The sequence below is a fragment of the Chromobacterium violaceum ATCC 12472 genome (genome assembly GCF_000007705.1).
GTDB classification, from domain to species: domain Bacteria; phylum Pseudomonadota; class Gammaproteobacteria; order Burkholderiales; family Chromobacteriaceae; genus Chromobacterium; species Chromobacterium violaceum.
The window spans coordinates 1,963,997-1,978,825 of the sequence record NC_005085.1 but is presented as its reverse complement, the minus strand read 5'-3'; the positions used below and the strand labels follow the sequence as shown (position 1 = coordinate 1,978,825).

Here is a 14,829-nt window from a genome sequence, read left to right as displayed (position 1 = left end):
TTAACCTAGACAAGGATGCCTGTCAATACCTGAAACCGGCGGAGAGGGGTCGCCCCTCCCCGCGCGGCTTCACGCTCAACCGTTGCGGGTCTCCACCTGCACCAGTTGGGCCGGCTCCACGGCCGCCGCCTCGGCGACGACGACGTCGCGGCGGCGCGGGCCTTGCGGCAGCTCCGGCTCGGACGCGGCCGCGGCCTGCTCGGTCGCCGGCTTGGTCGCCACCATGACCAGGCCGCCCAGATCCAGCGGCTTGGCTTCCACCGCCGCCGGCTTGGACTCGGCTTGGACAACAACCGGCTCGGCAAGCTGCTCATCGGCAACCGGAGCATCCACCGCGGCAGGCGCCTCCGCAACCGGAGCGGCTTCGACAACGGCTTGGGCGGCCAGCGTTTCGACCACGGGCTCGGCGACAACCGCCGGCTCGGCGGCAACCGGCGCCTGCTCTGCCTCGACGACCACGGCCGGCGCAACCACTACGGCCTCGGGTTGCGGTTCGACCACCGCCACGACAACCGGAGCTTCCGGTTCGACGGCGACGGCTTCAGCCACAACTTCGGTCCGTACCGGCTCTACCGCCGGCGCTACCGGTTTGGCTTCGGCTTCCAGCAGGGCTTCCGCTTGCGGTTTGGCCTCGACGGCAGCCTCCACCGCTACCGCGGCCACGGCTACAGCCACAGCAGCGCCCGCCGCTTCTGCCACCGGGACTTCGGCCGGGGACTCGGAAACGCCTTCAACGGCGCCGTCCTGCTGCGCTTTCGAGGTATCGCGCTGACGGTCGCGGCGGCTGCGGCGGCGGCGGCGCTCGCCGCGCTCCTGCTCGGCCTGCTCGCCTTCGGCATCCAGACGCAGCTCTTCGTGCAGCGGCTTCTCGACGGCCTCGGCCGGAGCGGCTGCCGGCGCTTGGCGGCGACGCGGCTCCTGCTGCGGCTTGTCCTGCTTTTCGGCCTTCTCGCTCACGCGCTCCTCGCGCGGCGCCTGTTCGCGGACTTCCTTGGGCTCGCGCGGCTCGCGGCCTTCGCGCTCGCGGCGACGGCTGCCGCGCTCGCGCGGCTGCTCGTTGCGCTCTTCGCGGTCGCGGCTCGGCGCCTCCTTGCGTTCGGGACGGTCAGCGCGCTCGGCGCGTTCCGCATCCTTGCGCTCGTCCGGACGACGGGACTTGCCTTCGTCCTGCTGGCCGTTGCGGCGCTGCTCGTGCTCGCGGCGCGCCTGGCCGCCGGTGCGGCGCTCATGCGGACGCTGGCGGTTGCCGCGCTGCTCGTTGCCGCGCGAGGAAGACTGGACCGGCTTCTTCTTGGCATCCTGGACCGGCGCCTTTTCAGGCTCGGCGAACAGGCCCTTGAACCAGGCGGCGATGCCTGCGAACAGGCCGCCCTGCTCGACCGGTTTGGCCGCGGCGCTGACGCTGGCGCTGGGCGCCGGCTGCTGCGGAGTGATGCCCTTGACCGCGGCTTCCTGGCGCTCCACCTTCGGCTTTTCCTGGCCAAAATTGGTGATCACGTCCTCTTCCTGCACCTCGACGCGGGTATAGCTCGGCGCCTCGCCCAGCTCGGCCACGTCGTCGTGGCGCACGCGCACGATCTTGTAATGCGGGGTTTCCAGATGGATGTTGGGGATCAGCACCACATCCACGTCCAGACGCTCCTCGATCGAATGGATCTCGGCGCGCTTCTCGTTCAGCAGGAAGGTGGCCACGTCGACCGGCACCTGCGCGTGCACCGCGCCGGTGTTTTCCTTCATCGCCTCTTCCTGGATGATGCGCAGGATGTGCAGCGCCGACGATTCGGTGCCGCGGATGAAGCCGATGCCGTGGCAGCGCGGACATGGCTCGTGGCTGGTTTCGCCCAGAGACGGCTGCAGACGCTGGCGGGACAACTCCAACAGGCCGAAACGGGACAGCTTGCCCATCTGCACGCGGGCGCGGTCATGCTTCAGAACGTCGCGCAGGCGATTTTCCACGTCGCGCTGGTTCTTCGGGTTTTCCATGTCGATGAAGTCGATCACCACCAGGCCGCCCAGGTCGCGCAGGCGCAGCTGGCGGGCGATTTCTTCCGCCGCTTCCAGGTTGGTCTTGACCGCGGTTTCCTCGATGTCGGCGCCCTTGGTGGCGCGGGCCGAGTTCACGTCGATGGACACCAGCGCTTCGGTGTGGTCGATCACGATGGCGCCGCCGGACGGCAGCTGCACGCTGCGCGAGAAGGCGGTTTCGATCTGGTGCTCGATCTGGAAGCGGGAGAACAGCGGCACATGGTCCTTGTACAGCTTCACACGCGACAGCATGTTCGGCATCACATGGCTCATGAACTGGCGGGCCTGGTCGTGGATTTCCTCGGTGTCGATCAGCACCTCGCCGATGTCCGGGTGGAAATAGTCGCGGATCGCGCGGATCACCAGGCTGCCTTCCTGCAGGATCAGGAACGGCGCGGACTGGGCGCCGGCGGCGCCTTCGATGGCGCGCCACAGCTGCATCAGGTAACCGAGGTCCCACTGCAGCTCTTCCAGATTGCGGCCGATGCCGGCAGTGCGGGCGATCAGGCTCATGCCGTGCGGCACTTCCAGCTGCGACAGCAGATCCTTCAGCTCCTGGCGCTCCTCGCCCTCGATGCGGCGAGACACGCCGCCGCCGCGCGGGTTGTTCGGCATCAGCACCAGATAACGGCCGGCCAGGCTGATGTAAGTGGTCAGCGCCGCGCCCTTGTTGCCGCGCTCGTCCTTCTCCACCTGCACCACCACCTCCATGCCTTCGCGCAGCACGTCCTGAATGCGCGGACGGCCGCCGTCATAGCCCTGGAAATAGGAGCGGGATACTTCCTTGAACGGCAGGAAGCCGTGGCGCTCGGTGCCGTAATCGACGAAGCAGGCTTCCAGCGAAGGCTCGATCCGGGTGATCACACCCTTGTAGATATTGCCCTTGCGCTGTTCCTTGCCTACGGTCTCGATATCGAGATCGACGAGCTTCTGCCCGTCGACAATCGCGACGCGCAGCTCTTCGGCCTGCGTCGCGTTGAACAACATACGTTTCATTTACATTCCTTGCGCAGCACTCACGCAAGGATGCAGCCAGTATTTGACGGCCCAGTGACTATAAATGGGCGCTTTCCGAAAGAAGTGTCGAGGTAAAGATCGAGAAAAACAGGTTTGCTATGAAAGCCGACTTCCTGATTGGGTCACATGCAGCCCCGCGATTCTGTGCGCAACCGGCGCATCGGCGTCGCCGCCGATCCCGCCTGCCTGGCGGGACAAACATTGCAGAACGGCTGGCATGCCGGGTCAAACTTCGCTGCAAAATCTCCCGACTGGCTTGGCATCGAGAGATGGAATACTCGTGAGTGCGTTATGCGTATAAATGCATTACCATCGCTACTTTTCGGTGAGCGAGTTAACCTTGGCTGCGGCTGTGAAAACGGCATCAGGTCAGGAGTTGGCCCCTGCCGGCCATTTCGGATTTCCGCAGCAGCATCACGCGAAACAGGCCGTGACCTTGGCTTTCCGACCGCTGCCCGCTTCGGGTGCCGCGCACCGCGGACAGCGCCATAAGTATAAGCAATATGACAGACATTCGCAAAGATTCCGTAACCTTCCTTGAAGTGGACGCAGAAGATGCCGGCCAACGGCTGGACAACTACCTGCAACGCCTGCTGAAGGGAGTGCCCAAGAGCCACATCTACCGCATCCTGCGCTCCGGCGAGGTGCGGGTGAACAAGGGCCGCGTCGACGCCAGCTACCGCGTGGCCGCCGGCGACATGCTGCGCATCCCGCCCATCCGCGTCGCCGAACGCGCGGAAAAGACCGTTCCCGCGGCCACCTTCCCGGTGGTCTACGAAGACGACGCCTTGCTGGTGATCGACAAGCCGGCCGGCGTGGCGGTGCACGGCGGCAGCGGCGTATCTTTCGGCGTGATCGAGCAGCTGCGCCGCGCCCATCCGGAATGGCGCTATCTGGAGCTGGTCCACCGGCTGGACCGCGAGACCTCCGGCCTGTTGATGCTGGCCAAGAAGCGCTCGGCGCTGACCCGCCTGCACGACATGATGCGCGACAACGTGCCGGACAAGCGATACCTGGCGCTGGCCACCGGCCACTGGCCGGAAAACGTCAAGCAGGTGAAACTGCCGTTGTACAAATTCCACACGCCGGACGGCGAGCGGCGCGTGAAAATCGCCGAAGGCGACGACGGCCAATACGCGCACACCAACTTCTCCATCCAGCAGCGCTACACTGAATTTACGCTGGTGGAAGCGCATCTGCGCACCGGCCGCACCCACCAGATCCGGGTGCACATGCAAGCCAACGGTTGCGCGATCGCCGGCGACGAAAAATACGGCGATTTCGCTTACAACAAGGAACTGGCGCGGCGCGGACTGAAGCGCATGTTCCTGCACGCGAAAAGCCTGACCCTGCCGCATCCGCTGACCGGCGCCACGCTGAAACTGGAGGCGCCGCTGCCGCCGGAGCTGCAGAAATTCCTGAAAAGCCTGGAGCCGCGCTGATGCGTGAATATGATCTGGTAGTGTTCGACTGGGACGGCACGCTGATGGACTCCACCGCCCATATCGTGAACGCCATCCAGCAAGCCTGCCGCGATCTGGCCCTGCCGGTGCCTGGCCGCGAGGCCGCCAGCCACGTGATCGGACTCAGGCTGGCCGAGGCGATGCAACAGTTCTGCCCGCCGGACCAGGCGACGCGGCTGCCGGACCTGGTAGACGCCTTTCGCCGCCGCTACCAGGCCGATCTCGACCGCGTCACGCTGTTCGACGCCGCCCGCGACACGCTGGAGGCGATACGCGACGCCGGCGCCTTCGTCGCCATCGCCACCGGCAGCAGCCGCGCCGGCCTGGACCGCGCATTGGCCGCGGCCGGCATAGGCGAGCTGTTCGACGCCACCCGCACCGTGGACGAATGCCACTCCAAGCCGCACCCGGACATGCTGTTGCAGCTGACCGCTTATTTCGGCGTCGAATGCCGCCGCGCGGTGATGGTGGGAGACACCAGCCACGACCTGCTGATGGCGCTGAATGCGGGCAGCCACGGCGTCGGCATCAGTCACGGCGCCCACGGCAGCGAGGAGCTGACGCGCTGCCAGCCCCGCGCCATCGTCCACTCGCTGCCCGAGCTGTCGTCATGGCTGCTCCCCAGGCTCTGCTGATCTGCGGCTCCGCCGAACTGGAAGACGGCGGCCTCGGCCGCCGCTTCGAGATCGAGCAAACCGATGGCGGCCGCCTGCCCGCCTTCGTCATCCGCTACCGCGGGCAAGCCTACGGCTATCTGAACCGCTGCTGCCACATCCCGGTGGAGCTGGACCTGCAGGATGGCAACCTGTTCGACCTGTCCGGCCACTACCTGATCTGCGGCATGCACGGCGCGCGCTACCGGCCGGACACCGGCTATTGCACCTGGGGCCCCTGCCGCGGGCAATCGCTGGCCGCGCTCGATGTGTTCGAGGAAAACGGCCAAGTCTGGCTGAATGTCATGCCCGCCTGAATTTTGCTAGACTCACGGGATTATCCTGGAGCAGGCCCGAAAAATGAGCGACACCCAAAACTGGGAACGACAACTGCTGGAAAAGCTCGCCTCCGCCTCCCTGGTGGAACAGCGCCGCAGCCGGCAATGGAAAATCTTCTTCCGGCTGGCCTGGCTGCTGGTCATAGGCTTGATCGCCGCCAGCGTCTTCATGCGCGGCGAGGAAAAAAGCGGCGCCAGCCTGACCGGCGGCGGCCATACCGCGGTGATCGAGCTGGACGGCGCCATCAGCAGCGAAAACGAAACCGGCAAGAAAATGATCTCGGCGCTGGACCACGCCTTCCGCGACAAGGGCACCAAGGGCGTGATCATCGACGCCAACAGCCCCGGCGGCAGCCCGGTGCTGTCCGGCATGGTCTACGATGAAATCCGGCGCCTGAAGAAGCTGCATGCCGACATTCCCGTCTACGTGGTGGTCAGCGAAGTCTGCGCGTCCGGCTGCTATTACATCGCCGCCGCCGCCGACAAGATTTTCGTCGACAAGGCCAGCATCGTCGGCTCCATCGGCGTGCTGTCGGACGGTTTCGGCTTCACCGGCGCGATGGAAAAACTGGGCATAGACCGCCGCTTGAAGACCGCCGGCGAGAACAAGGCGATGGGCGACCCGTTCTCCCCGCCCAATCCCAAACACGACGCCATCCGCCAGCAATTGCTGGACGACATCCACCATCAGTTCATCCAGGCGGTGGAGACCGGCCGCGGCCAGCGGCTGAAGAAGGACGCCCAGACATTCAGCGGCATGGTCTGGCTGGGCGAAAAAGCGATTCCGCTGGGACTGGCCGACGGCTACGGCACCGTCGCCTCGGTGGCCCGCGACGTGGTCAAGGCCCAGAAGACCGTGGACTTCACCCAGCAGGACGACTTCTCCAGCCGAGTGGCTCGCCGCATCGGCGTGGAGTTCGCCGGCGGCGTGAAGTCGCTGTTCGACGCCAAACTGTTCTGACACGCGGAGGCGGACATGGCATCGCGACGCAGGAAGCAGGAAGAAGAGCACGAGAACCACGAGCGCTGGCTGGTTTCCTACGCCGACTTCATCACGCTGCTGTTCGCCTTCTTCGTGGTGATGTACGCGATCTCGTCGCTGAACGAGGGCAAGTACCGGGTGATGTCTTCCGCCATCATGGACGCCTTCCGCAGCGGCACGACGATCACGGTGCAGACCACGCCGCCCACCGGCGGCGCCAACACCATGATAGAAATTCCGCAGACCAAGCCGATCGCCAAGTCCACCGCCCGCAACCGCAAAGCCGAGGAAGCGGCCAAGCTGGGCCAGCTGACGCAGAACCTGGCCAAGGCGCTGAGCCCGCTGGTGCAGAGCGGCGAAGTCACCATCACCCAAAGCAACCAGGGCATCCATATCGACATCCGCGACAGCGCGCTGTTCGCCGTCGGACAGGCCGTCCCCAACCAGCAGTCGATGCCGCTGATGTCCAATATGGCCAAACTGCTGGCCGGCGTCGACAACGCGATCAAGGTGGAAGGCTTCACCGACGACGCGCCGATCCGCACGCCGGTGTTCCCATCCAACTGGGAGCTGTCCGCCGCCCGCGCCGGCGGCGTGGTGCGCCTGTTCCAGGAAAGCGGCGTCGATCCCCAGCGCCTGGTCGCCGTCGGCCACGGCGCCAACCAGCCGGTGGCAGACAACGCCACCGCGGACGGCCGCGCGCGCAATCGCCGCGTCACCATTTCCGTCCAGGCGAATACCTTCGAGGAACCTGCCGCCGAAAACGCCGCCCCTGCCGCCAAGGCGCCAGGCAACCATACCCCCACCCCAACCGAGGTAAGACCATGAGCACTCCCCTCTCCCACGCCACGCTGGAACAGCTGTTCCTGAACGCCCGCACCCACAGCCACTGGCAACCGCGTCCGGTGAGCGACGAGCTGCTGCACCAGCTGCACGAGCTGCTGAAACAGGCGCCCACCAGCGCCAACTGCTCGCCGGCCCGCTTCGTGTTCGTCAAGAGCGAAGCGGCCAAGGCCAAGCTGAAACCCTGCCTGGCCGCCGGCAACGTCGACAAGACCATGGCCGCGCCGGTCTGCGTGATCGTCGCCCATGACACGCGCTTCTACGAGCATCTGCCCCAGCTGTTCCCGCACGCGGACGCCAAGAGCTGGTTCGAGGGCAACCAGCCGCTGATCGATACCACCGCCTTCCGCAACGGCACGCTGCAAGGCGCCTACCTGATCCTGGCCGCGCGCTCGCTGGGCCTGGATTGCGGCCCGATGTCCGGCTTCGACAACGCCGCCGTGGACGCCGCCTTCTTCCCGGACGGGCGCGTCAAGTCCAACTTCCTGATCAACCTGGGCTACGGCGAAGCCGACAAGCTGTTCCCGCGCTCGCCCCGCTTCGGCTTCGACGAGGCCTGCCAGATCCTGTAAACAGACGATTGCCGCTGGCCTGATCCCAATGCCCGGTTATAATGCCGGGCATTTGTCTGCCCGGAGAATGCCATGCTGTACCCGCTGCTGCGCCCGCTGCTGTTCAAGTTCGACGCGGAAACCGCCCACGAGCACACGCTGAAGATGCTCGACCGCGCGCATCGGCTGCATCTGACGCCGCTGGCCGCCTCTCCCGCCGCGCGCCAGCCGGTCCAGGCGATGGGCCTGACTTTCCCGAACCCGGTGGGACTGGCCGCCGGCCTGGACAAGAACGGCGCCCACATCGACGCGCTGGCCGCGCTGGGCTTCGGCTTCATCGAAATCGGCACCGTCACCCCCCGCCCTCAGGACGGTAATCCCAAGCCGCGGCTGTTCCGCCTGCCTGAGCACGAAGCCATCATCAACCGGATGGGTTTCAACAACCATGGCGTGGCCGCGCTGCTGGACAACGTCCGCCGCAGCAAATTCAAGGGCGTGCTGGGCATCAACATCGGCAAGAACGCGATCACGCCGATAGAAAACGCGGTGGACGACTACCTGGCCTGCCTGGATCAGGTCTACGCCGCCGCCAGCTACGTCACCGTCAACATCTCCTCGCCCAACACCAAGAACCTGCGCCAACTGCAGCAAGGCGACGAATTGGGCCGGCTGCTGGCCGCGCTGAAACAGCGCCAGCTGGCGCTGGCCGATCAGCACGGCCGCTACGTGCCGCTGGCGGTGAAGATCGCGCCGGACCTGGACGACGAGCAGATCGCGGAAATCGCCCGCCTGCTGACCGGCAACGGCATAGACGGCGTCATCGCCACCAACACCACGCTGTCGCGCCGCGAAGTGGCCGGCCATCCGCTGGAAAGCGAGGCGGGCGGCTTGTCCGGCGCGCCGGTCCGCGCCCGATCCACAGAAGTCATACGCAAACTGCACAAGGAACTTGGCGGCGCCATGCCTATCATAGGTGTTGGCGGCATCCTTTCCGGCAATGACGCCGTGGAAAAACTGGATGCCGGCGCCAGCCTGGTGCAGCTGTACAGCGGCCTGATCTATCGCGGCCCTGAACTGGTCGGCGAATGCGCCCGGGCGACGGCGCAATATCTACAAGCTCGCAACTAAAGTTAAGAATGGAGCAGGAAAAATGATTTCTTCCCTCAACCGCATCACCCTGATCAGCCTTCTGAGCGTCGGCGTGCTCGCCGGCTGCTCGACGTCCGACTCCGCAGCTGTCTACTCCAAGGGTCAGATGCGTCAGGCGCAGACCGTGCAGCTCGGCACCGTGCTGTCGGTGCAGAACGTGAAAATGGAAGGCCAGAACAATGAGCTGCTGACCCTCGGCGGCGCCGCGCTGGGCGGCCTGGCCGGCAGCAACATCGGCGGCGGCAAGGGCCAGATCGCCGGCGGCATCGTCGGTGCGCTGGCCGGCGGCTTCGGCACCCAGGCCGCGCAACGCGCGATGACCAAGAACGCGCTGGAAATCACCGTCAAGCTGGATACCGGCCGCACCATTTCCATCGTCCAGGAAGCCGACATCCCCTTCGTCGTCAACCAGCGCGTCAAAGTGCTGAGCGGCGGCGGCAACGACCGCGTCGTGCCATACTAACCTTTCTCCCCGAACGCGACGTTTCATCGCAGAGCCGATGTTGGCGTATCATATGGCATGATCTGCCGCGATACGCCAACCCGGTTCGCGAAAGCGCCACCGCCAACGGGAGAAATTCTTGTCCATCAGCCTGCTCTCTGTCGCCAACGACAGTTTCTGCCTGCGATTGCAGCGCGCCGCCCGCCTATGGCGCCAAGTCGCCGATGAAGAGCTGAAGAAGTACGGCCTGTCCGAAGCTACCACGACGCCGCTATGGCTGATTGGCCGGCTGGGAGAAGGACTGCGCCAGCGCGCGCTCGCCGAACATCTCGGCATCGAGGGCCAGTCTCTCGTCAGGCTGATCGACCATTTGGAAAGTTCCGGGCTGGTCGTGCGCCGCGACGACCCAACCGACCGCCGCGCCAAAGTGCTGATGCTGACCGAGGCAGGCAAGACAATGGCGGCGCAAGTCGATCAAGTCGTGCGCGACATCCGCGAACGGCTGCTGCAGGATGTCAGCGCCGAGGCGCTGCACATCACGGATCTGACGCTGGACGCCATCTCCCGGGCCGCCGACAGGATCAGGGAATGAAAAATCCCGCGGCGCGCGCGGGATGCCCACTCGATGGCCCATCAAGCGGCGCTTAGTCGCACAGCAGGCCCAGCACGCTGCTGAACGGGCTATCCTGTTCCGGCAGACCGTCTATCGCGCGCAATATGGCCTGAGCCCGGCCCGCCAGCGCGGTCTGTCCGCTGCGTGAAACGCATTTCACGAACTTGGCTTGGATTTCGTCCCGGCTCATCGGATTCCGCGGATTGCCCTTCGGATAGTCGATCTGGCCCTGCAACACAGAGCCGTCGCGCAGCCGGATCTCCACCTTGATCAGGCCGTGGGTGCCCAACTCAGGAATCTCACACTCAGCAGCAGTTTCCGGATGGACCAGACGGCTGATCGCGATCACGTCCGGGCGCCGTATCGCCTCCTCGGTGAAATCGTCGATGAACACGTCTCCGGTCGCCAACGCCACCGCGACATTGTAGGCGATGCTGAAGCGCGCATCGACTATGGTCTGCGGCTCGCGTTTTTGTTCCACCGGCGCGCTGACCAGATCGTATATCTGCCGGTTGGTCCGGATCGAGATGGTTTCGATCTCTTCGGCCCGATAGGGACGGCCGCCGGTCAATGCCAGCGTCACAGCGGCTGCCGAGGTATTGGGCCGGCAGGTCGGATAAGGCTTGAACGCCACGCCGCCCTCGCCGGCGAAGCGCTCTCCCAGCCCGCCCGAGACCCTGGACAGATCGGAGCCCGGCTCGAACGAGGAATAATAGCCCCAGCGCCCGGTGAGGAAATTCACCGTGCCGCCGAAACCCGCCTTGGCCAGCAGCACCGCCTTGACGGCATTGGAAGCGACCAGCCCCTGCTGATAGGACACCGTAGGCGCGCCGTCTATCATGCACTGCGCCTCTCCAAGCGCCGAGGTATAGGCGATGCCCATCGCATGACGCAACTGTTCCTCGCTGAGCCGATGCAACCGGCCCGCAGCCGCGGTAGCGGCGATCACCTTGCTCAAGTCATAGCGGCCGCTTTGCAGCAGCGTCTCCCGGCGCGCCTCCGCCAAGCGCACCGACAGGTCTTGGCCAATGGCGAAGGCGGTGATGAATTCCCGGCCGCTGACACCCGGGGTCTGTTCGGCGATGGCCAGCAATGCCGGAAACAGCGCGACGCTGGGATGCGTGCCAAGCGGATCCGCCACATCGTCGAAATCCAGAACGCGCGATGCCGCGCCATTGAGCAGCGCCGCCATCGGCGCAGGCAACCGCGCCCGTCGCCCCAGCACGGTAGCCTGGGGCGCGCCGCCCCAGCTCTCGACCACCCCGGCGAGGATGGCGACGTCCGGATCCTCCGCGCCCGCTATCGTCACCCCCAGGATGTCGGTGATGGCCTGCAAGGCGATCTCTACCGCGCCTGGCGTCAATTGTTCAAACTGGATCGTCGCCGCGTAACGGGCAATGCTTGCTTCAAGACTCAAGATCGTTTCTCCTCAAGCGTAATGATTCGGCCCCGCGGGACCGCCTACTCGAACACCATCAGCCGCTGTCCGGCGAGAACCGGATCCCGCGGCGCCACCGCCACTTCGCCCACCACGCCATCCCTCGGGGCGGTCAGCGTCATCACCATTTTCATCGCTTCTATCCGCCCCACCGGCTGGCCTGCCGTCACGGCCTGGCCCGGCGCCACCAGCAGCTCGGTGACCGTCGCCGGCATCGGCGCGACCAACACGCCCTCCTCCGACGATGCTCGCCCGGAGCGGCGCGAGGAAAAACGCGACGATGACGGATCGGCCAAGCGGACTTCGCTGTAGAACCCGTCCGCCAGTACGCAGACGGCGCCGGAAGGCCCAGCCATCACCGAGCACTCGACCAGCATCCCGTCCAGCCGGCATTGCAGACGGCTGGCCTTGCCCTGCCGGAACGAGTCCGCGTCGAAATACAATAGTTCGCCGTCAACCGGCGGCAGCCCTTCCGCGCTCAACCGGTAACCCGCCTCGCCATCGCCGCGCAGTTCGATCCCGCCGCTCCAGCCTGCGGGCAGAGCGGCGTGCAACCGCAACGCCACGCCGCCCTCTCTGTCCACTCTATCGTTCATCCACTCCCCTCCTAGCCTCGCGCGCCGGCCGCCAGCAGCGGATCGTTGCGCAGTTTCCAGCCCGACACCGCGGCCGAGCCCTCCGGCCTGCGCCCGGCCACGCCAGCCAGCGCCGTCGCCAGCGCCGCGGCAAACACCGCCCTTCGGTCGACGGCATGCAGTCGCTCCGGCGGCAGCTCGAAATCCTCCAGCAACGACAAGTCGTAGCTGCCGTCGCGGAACTGCGGCTGCTCCAGCAACCAGTGATGGAACGGGACATTGGTCGGAAAGCCGAACAGGCGGAACTCTCCCAGCGCATGCGAGGCGCGCGCCAGCGCGCGTTCACGGCTGGACTGATGGACGATGAGCTTGGCGCACAAGCTGTCGAATCGCGGCGACTGCGCGACGCCGCTGGCCACGCCCGAATCCAGCCGCACGCCCTCGCCCTCCGGCACGGCATAGCTGGCGACCCGTCCGGCAGCCGGAAAGAACTGATTGCGCGGGTCTTCGGCGCAGAGCCTGAATTCGACCGCATGGCCGCGGAATTCGATGTCATCCTGGCGCAGCGACAAACGTCCGCCGCCGGCGACATGAATCATCTGCTCGACCAGATCGATCCCGGTGATCGCCTCCGTCACCGGATGCTCCACCTGGATGCGCGCGTTCATTTCGATGAAGTAGAAACGCCCGTCGCCGGCAACCAGGAATTCGACGGTGCCGGCGCTGTCGTAGCCCAGCTGCCGCGCGATCGCCAGCGCCGCCAGCCGCAATTCGTTCCTCAGCGCCGCGTCCAGTCCCGGCACCGGCGCTTCCTCCACCAGTTTTTGCCGCCGACGCTGGACGCTGCAGCCGCGGTCGCCCAGATGCAGCACATTGCCGTGCTTGTCGCCCAGCACCTGCACCTCGATATGGCGGATGGCGGTGCCGAGGAACCGCTCGAGATAGACATCGCCGCAGCCGAATGCGGAAAGCGCCTCACTCCTCACTTCATCGAGCGCGCCGGCGAAGGCCTCCGGCGCCTCCACCACCCGTATGCCGCGGCCGCCGCCTCCCATCACCGCCTTGATCAGCACCGGAAAGCCGATTTCCCGCGCCAGATCCAGCGATTGCTCCAGCCCGTCCCCAGGATGGCCGCCGGGGATCACCGGCACGCCGGCCAGGCAGGCGGCCTCGCGGGCGCGCAGCTTGTCGCCGGACTGCCGGATGGCCTCCGGCCTGGGACCGACGAAGATGAAACCGGCCTCGGCGCAAGCCGCGGCGAATTCGGCGTTTTCCGCCAGAGGGCCATAGCCCGGCGCGATCGCGTCCACCCGCGCCAAGCGGGCGACTTGCAGCACTTCAGCCATCGCGCTGCCGGCGCTGGCCGCCTCGATGGGAAAGCGCTGATCGGCGGCCAGAACGTAGGGGTGGCCGTCATCCTCCGCCGGATAAGCCGCCACGGTTTCCACACCCATCAAGCGGCAAGTGCGGATGAAGCGCAGCGCGATCTCGCCGCGGCAACAGAGCAGCAGCCGCCGTATCATGCCTTGCGCTCCGCATTGTCGCCGTGCAGCCCGCGCCCCAGCACGGTGTGCGCATGCGTGAACTCGCCCGCCGTCACGGCGCCCGCCACCGAGACTTCGCCGGCCAGCGCGACGGCGGCGATGATCTCGGCCAGCTTGATCACGTCGTCCTCGCAGCCCAGCATCCGCAGGCATTCCTGCTGCCCCGGCAGCTTGACTCCGCCGCCGACCGTGCCCAGCAACAAATTGGGCAGCGTCACAGAGGCGAGCAGATCGCCGTTGCTCTGCGGCTCGAACATGGTGCTGGCGTTCTTGAACGACACCGTGACGAAAGCCGGGTCCTGGCCGCAGGCGATGAACATGGCCGTCAGCGCATTGGCGATATGGATATTGGGCGCCGTGGCGCCGCGCTGAGCCAGCAGGATATTGCAGGCTCCGAGGAAGCGCCGCATCCTGTGCGCCGTGGTGCGCAGCCGCTGTTGCAGCAACTGGGCCGGGATTCTGACGCTGGCCGACACGTACCGTCCCTTGGCCTGGTCCGGCACAAAGCGCTTGTCCCCTCCCAAAGTGTTGAAATAGTCGATGGCCAAGCCGCCGCTGTGGGCGAGGATATAGCGACAAGCCGCTTCATTGGCCTTGGTCGCCATATTCAGCCCCATCGCCTGGTCTGTGGAGTAGGTGAAGGCGAGGCCGACCAAGTCGCCATGGAACAGCGGGCTGACTTCCAGCAGCCTGGCGAATCGGCTGGTGGCGTTGGCTGCGGCGACGATCTGCGGCAGGTGTTCTCGCAACCAGCCGTCGAACCGGCCGGCCTCGGCCGCGTCCCGCAGCACCACGGCGGAGATCTTGGTCAGCGCGTCGCCCAGCACGCGGTACGGCTGCCCGGTCTCGCCCGGCAGGACATTGCCCGGGCTCAGCACATGGCAACCTCCGCTTTCGGTGATGATGCTCATGCCGCGCGAGAAGGACGCCACCAGCGCGCCCTCCGTCGTCGCCATCGGCACGACGAACTCCCCCTGCGCCCGGCTGCCGTGAATGGCGAGCGGCCCGGCCAGGCCGACCGGCACGCCGACGGTGCCGACATAGTTCTCGCAAGTGCCCAGCACCGAGCCCGGCTCGTAGGGCCGTCCCTGCAAATACGGAAAATGCTGCCCGGTGAACGTCTCCAGCCAGCCGTGGCGTTGCGCGATGATTGCCTGGCTGTAATCGTCTTCCTTGGAACGGGGAATCTTCATGAG

At 66.1% G+C, this 14,829-nt stretch carries 14 protein-coding genes; 9 read left to right on the top strand and 5 right to left on the bottom strand.

What is annotated here, in order from left to right; all coding sequences use genetic code 11:
• Positions 1 to 75: 75 nt before the first annotated feature.
• Positions 76 to 3,021: an Rne/Rng family ribonuclease gene (locus CV_RS08915; RefSeq protein ID WP_011135372.1), complete on the bottom strand. Its 2,946-nt coding sequence runs from the start codon at positions 3,019 to 3,021 to the stop codon at positions 76 to 78.
• A 524-nt stretch (positions 3,022 to 3,545) separates the two neighbouring features.
• On the opposite strand from CV_RS08915, the gene CV_RS08910 reads away from it, so the two are divergent.
• The 9 genes from CV_RS08910 to CV_RS08870 all read left to right on the top strand — a co-directional run bounded on the left by CV_RS08910 (position 3,546) and on the right by CV_RS08870 (position 10,055).
• Positions 3,546 to 4,484, top strand: a complete 939-nt coding sequence (locus tag CV_RS08910; protein WP_011135370.1) for an RluA family pseudouridine synthase — start codon at positions 3,546 to 3,548, stop codon at positions 4,482 to 4,484.
• Positions 4,484 to 5,140: an HAD-IA family hydrolase gene (locus tag CV_RS08905; protein ID WP_011135369.1), complete on the top strand. Its 657-nt coding sequence runs from the start codon at positions 4,484 to 4,486 to the stop codon at positions 5,138 to 5,140. Before CV_RS08910 ends, CV_RS08905 begins: the two co-directional genes overlap by 1 nt.
• A complete protein-coding gene (locus CV_RS08900) occupies positions 5,116 to 5,475 on the top strand; it encodes a Rieske (2Fe-2S) protein (RefSeq protein WP_043595898.1) in 360 nt (119 codons plus the stop codon). Before CV_RS08905 ends, CV_RS08900 begins: the two co-directional genes overlap by 25 nt.
• 43 nt (positions 5,476 to 5,518) lie before the next feature.
• Entirely contained in the window at positions 5,519 to 6,457 is a 939-nt protein-coding gene (locus CV_RS08895) for a S49 family peptidase (protein ID WP_011135367.1), read from the top strand.
• Between the two features lie 15 nt (positions 6,458 to 6,472).
• Positions 6,473 to 7,306, top strand: a complete 834-nt coding sequence (motD, locus tag CV_RS08890; protein ID WP_011135366.1) for a flagellar motor protein MotD — start codon at positions 6,473 to 6,475, stop codon at positions 7,304 to 7,306.
• Positions 7,303 to 7,893, top strand: a complete 591-nt coding sequence (locus tag CV_RS08885; RefSeq protein WP_011135365.1) for a malonic semialdehyde reductase — start codon at positions 7,303 to 7,305, stop codon at positions 7,891 to 7,893. The genes motD and CV_RS08885 overlap by 4 nt, the downstream gene beginning before the upstream one ends.
• Positions 7,894 to 7,965: 72 nt before the next feature.
• The gene (locus CV_RS08880) at positions 7,966 to 9,000 is read left to right on the top strand and encodes a quinone-dependent dihydroorotate dehydrogenase (protein WP_011135364.1); all 1,035 of its coding nucleotides are present in this window, start codon (positions 7,966 to 7,968) and stop codon (positions 8,998 to 9,000) included.
• 22 nt (positions 9,001 to 9,022) lie between these two features.
• On the top strand, positions 9,023 to 9,484 hold the full coding sequence (locus CV_RS08875) for a glycine zipper 2TM domain-containing protein (protein ID WP_011135363.1): 462 nt from the start codon (positions 9,023 to 9,025) through the stop codon (positions 9,482 to 9,484).
• A gap of 118 nt (positions 9,485 to 9,602) precedes the next feature.
• A complete protein-coding gene (locus CV_RS08870) occupies positions 9,603 to 10,055 on the top strand; it encodes a MarR family winged helix-turn-helix transcriptional regulator (protein WP_011135362.1) in 453 nt (150 codons plus the stop codon).
• Between the two features lie 52 nt (positions 10,056 to 10,107).
• Here CV_RS08870 and CV_RS08865 read toward each other — a convergent pair whose 3' ends face one another.
• From CV_RS08865 to CV_RS08850, 4 genes are read right to left on the bottom strand one after another with little or no spacing between them, the layout of a single operon-like run.
• Positions 10,108 to 11,493: an MmgE/PrpD family protein gene (locus tag CV_RS08865; protein ID WP_043595895.1), complete on the bottom strand. Its 1,386-nt coding sequence runs from the start codon at positions 11,491 to 11,493 to the stop codon at positions 10,108 to 10,110.
• A 44-nt stretch (positions 11,494 to 11,537) separates the two neighbouring features.
• Positions 11,538 to 12,110, bottom strand: coding sequence for an acetyl-CoA carboxylase biotin carboxyl carrier protein subunit (locus CV_RS08860; RefSeq protein WP_011135360.1), 573 nt, complete (start codon positions 12,108 to 12,110; stop codon positions 11,538 to 11,540).
• 11 nt (positions 12,111 to 12,121) lie between these two features.
• Positions 12,122 to 13,612: an acetyl-CoA carboxylase biotin carboxylase subunit gene (locus CV_RS08855; RefSeq protein ID WP_011135359.1), complete on the bottom strand. Its 1,491-nt coding sequence runs from the start codon at positions 13,610 to 13,612 to the stop codon at positions 12,122 to 12,124.
• Entirely contained in the window at positions 13,609 to 14,826 is a 1,218-nt protein-coding gene (locus CV_RS08850) for a hydroxymethylglutaryl-CoA reductase (protein ID WP_043595893.1), read from the bottom strand. The genes CV_RS08855 and CV_RS08850 overlap by 4 nt, the downstream gene beginning before the upstream one ends.
• Between the last annotated feature and the right edge of the window lie 3 nt (positions 14,827 to 14,829).

What these genes read in the sequence shown, in the direction of transcription:
- motD (WP_011135366.1), top strand. Translation starts at nt 6,473, where the DNA reads ATGGCATCGCGACGCAGGAAGCAGGAAGAAGAGCACGAGAACCACGAG.
- CV_RS08860 (WP_011135360.1), bottom strand. Translation starts at nt 12,110, where the DNA reads ATGAACGATAGAGTGGACAGAGAGGGCGGCGTGGCGTTGCGGTTGCAC.
- CV_RS08895 (WP_011135367.1), top strand. Translation starts at nt 5,519, where the DNA reads ATGAGCGACACCCAAAACTGGGAACGACAACTGCTGGAAAAGCTCGCC.
- CV_RS08905 (WP_011135369.1), top strand. Translation starts at nt 4,484, where the DNA reads ATGCGTGAATATGATCTGGTAGTGTTCGACTGGGACGGCACGCTGATG.
- CV_RS08885 (WP_011135365.1), top strand. Translation starts at nt 7,303, where the DNA reads ATGAGCACTCCCCTCTCCCACGCCACGCTGGAACAGCTGTTCCTGAAC.
- CV_RS08880 (WP_011135364.1), top strand. Translation starts at nt 7,966, where the DNA reads ATGCTGTACCCGCTGCTGCGCCCGCTGCTGTTCAAGTTCGACGCGGAA.
- CV_RS08850 (WP_043595893.1), bottom strand. Translation starts at nt 14,826, where the DNA reads ATGAAGATTCCCCGTTCCAAGGAAGACGATTACAGCCAGGCAATCATC.
- CV_RS08915 (WP_011135372.1), bottom strand. Translation starts at nt 3,021, where the DNA reads ATGAAACGTATGTTGTTCAACGCGACGCAGGCCGAAGAGCTGCGCGTC.
- CV_RS08900 (WP_043595898.1), top strand. Translation starts at nt 5,116, where the DNA reads ATGGCTGCTCCCCAGGCTCTGCTGATCTGCGGCTCCGCCGAACTGGAA.
- CV_RS08910 (WP_011135370.1), top strand. Translation starts at nt 3,546, where the DNA reads ATGACAGACATTCGCAAAGATTCCGTAACCTTCCTTGAAGTGGACGCA.
- CV_RS08875 (WP_011135363.1), top strand. Translation starts at nt 9,023, where the DNA reads ATGATTTCTTCCCTCAACCGCATCACCCTGATCAGCCTTCTGAGCGTC.
- CV_RS08855 (WP_011135359.1), bottom strand. Translation starts at nt 13,612, where the DNA reads ATGATACGGCGGCTGCTGCTCTGTTGCCGCGGCGAGATCGCGCTGCGC.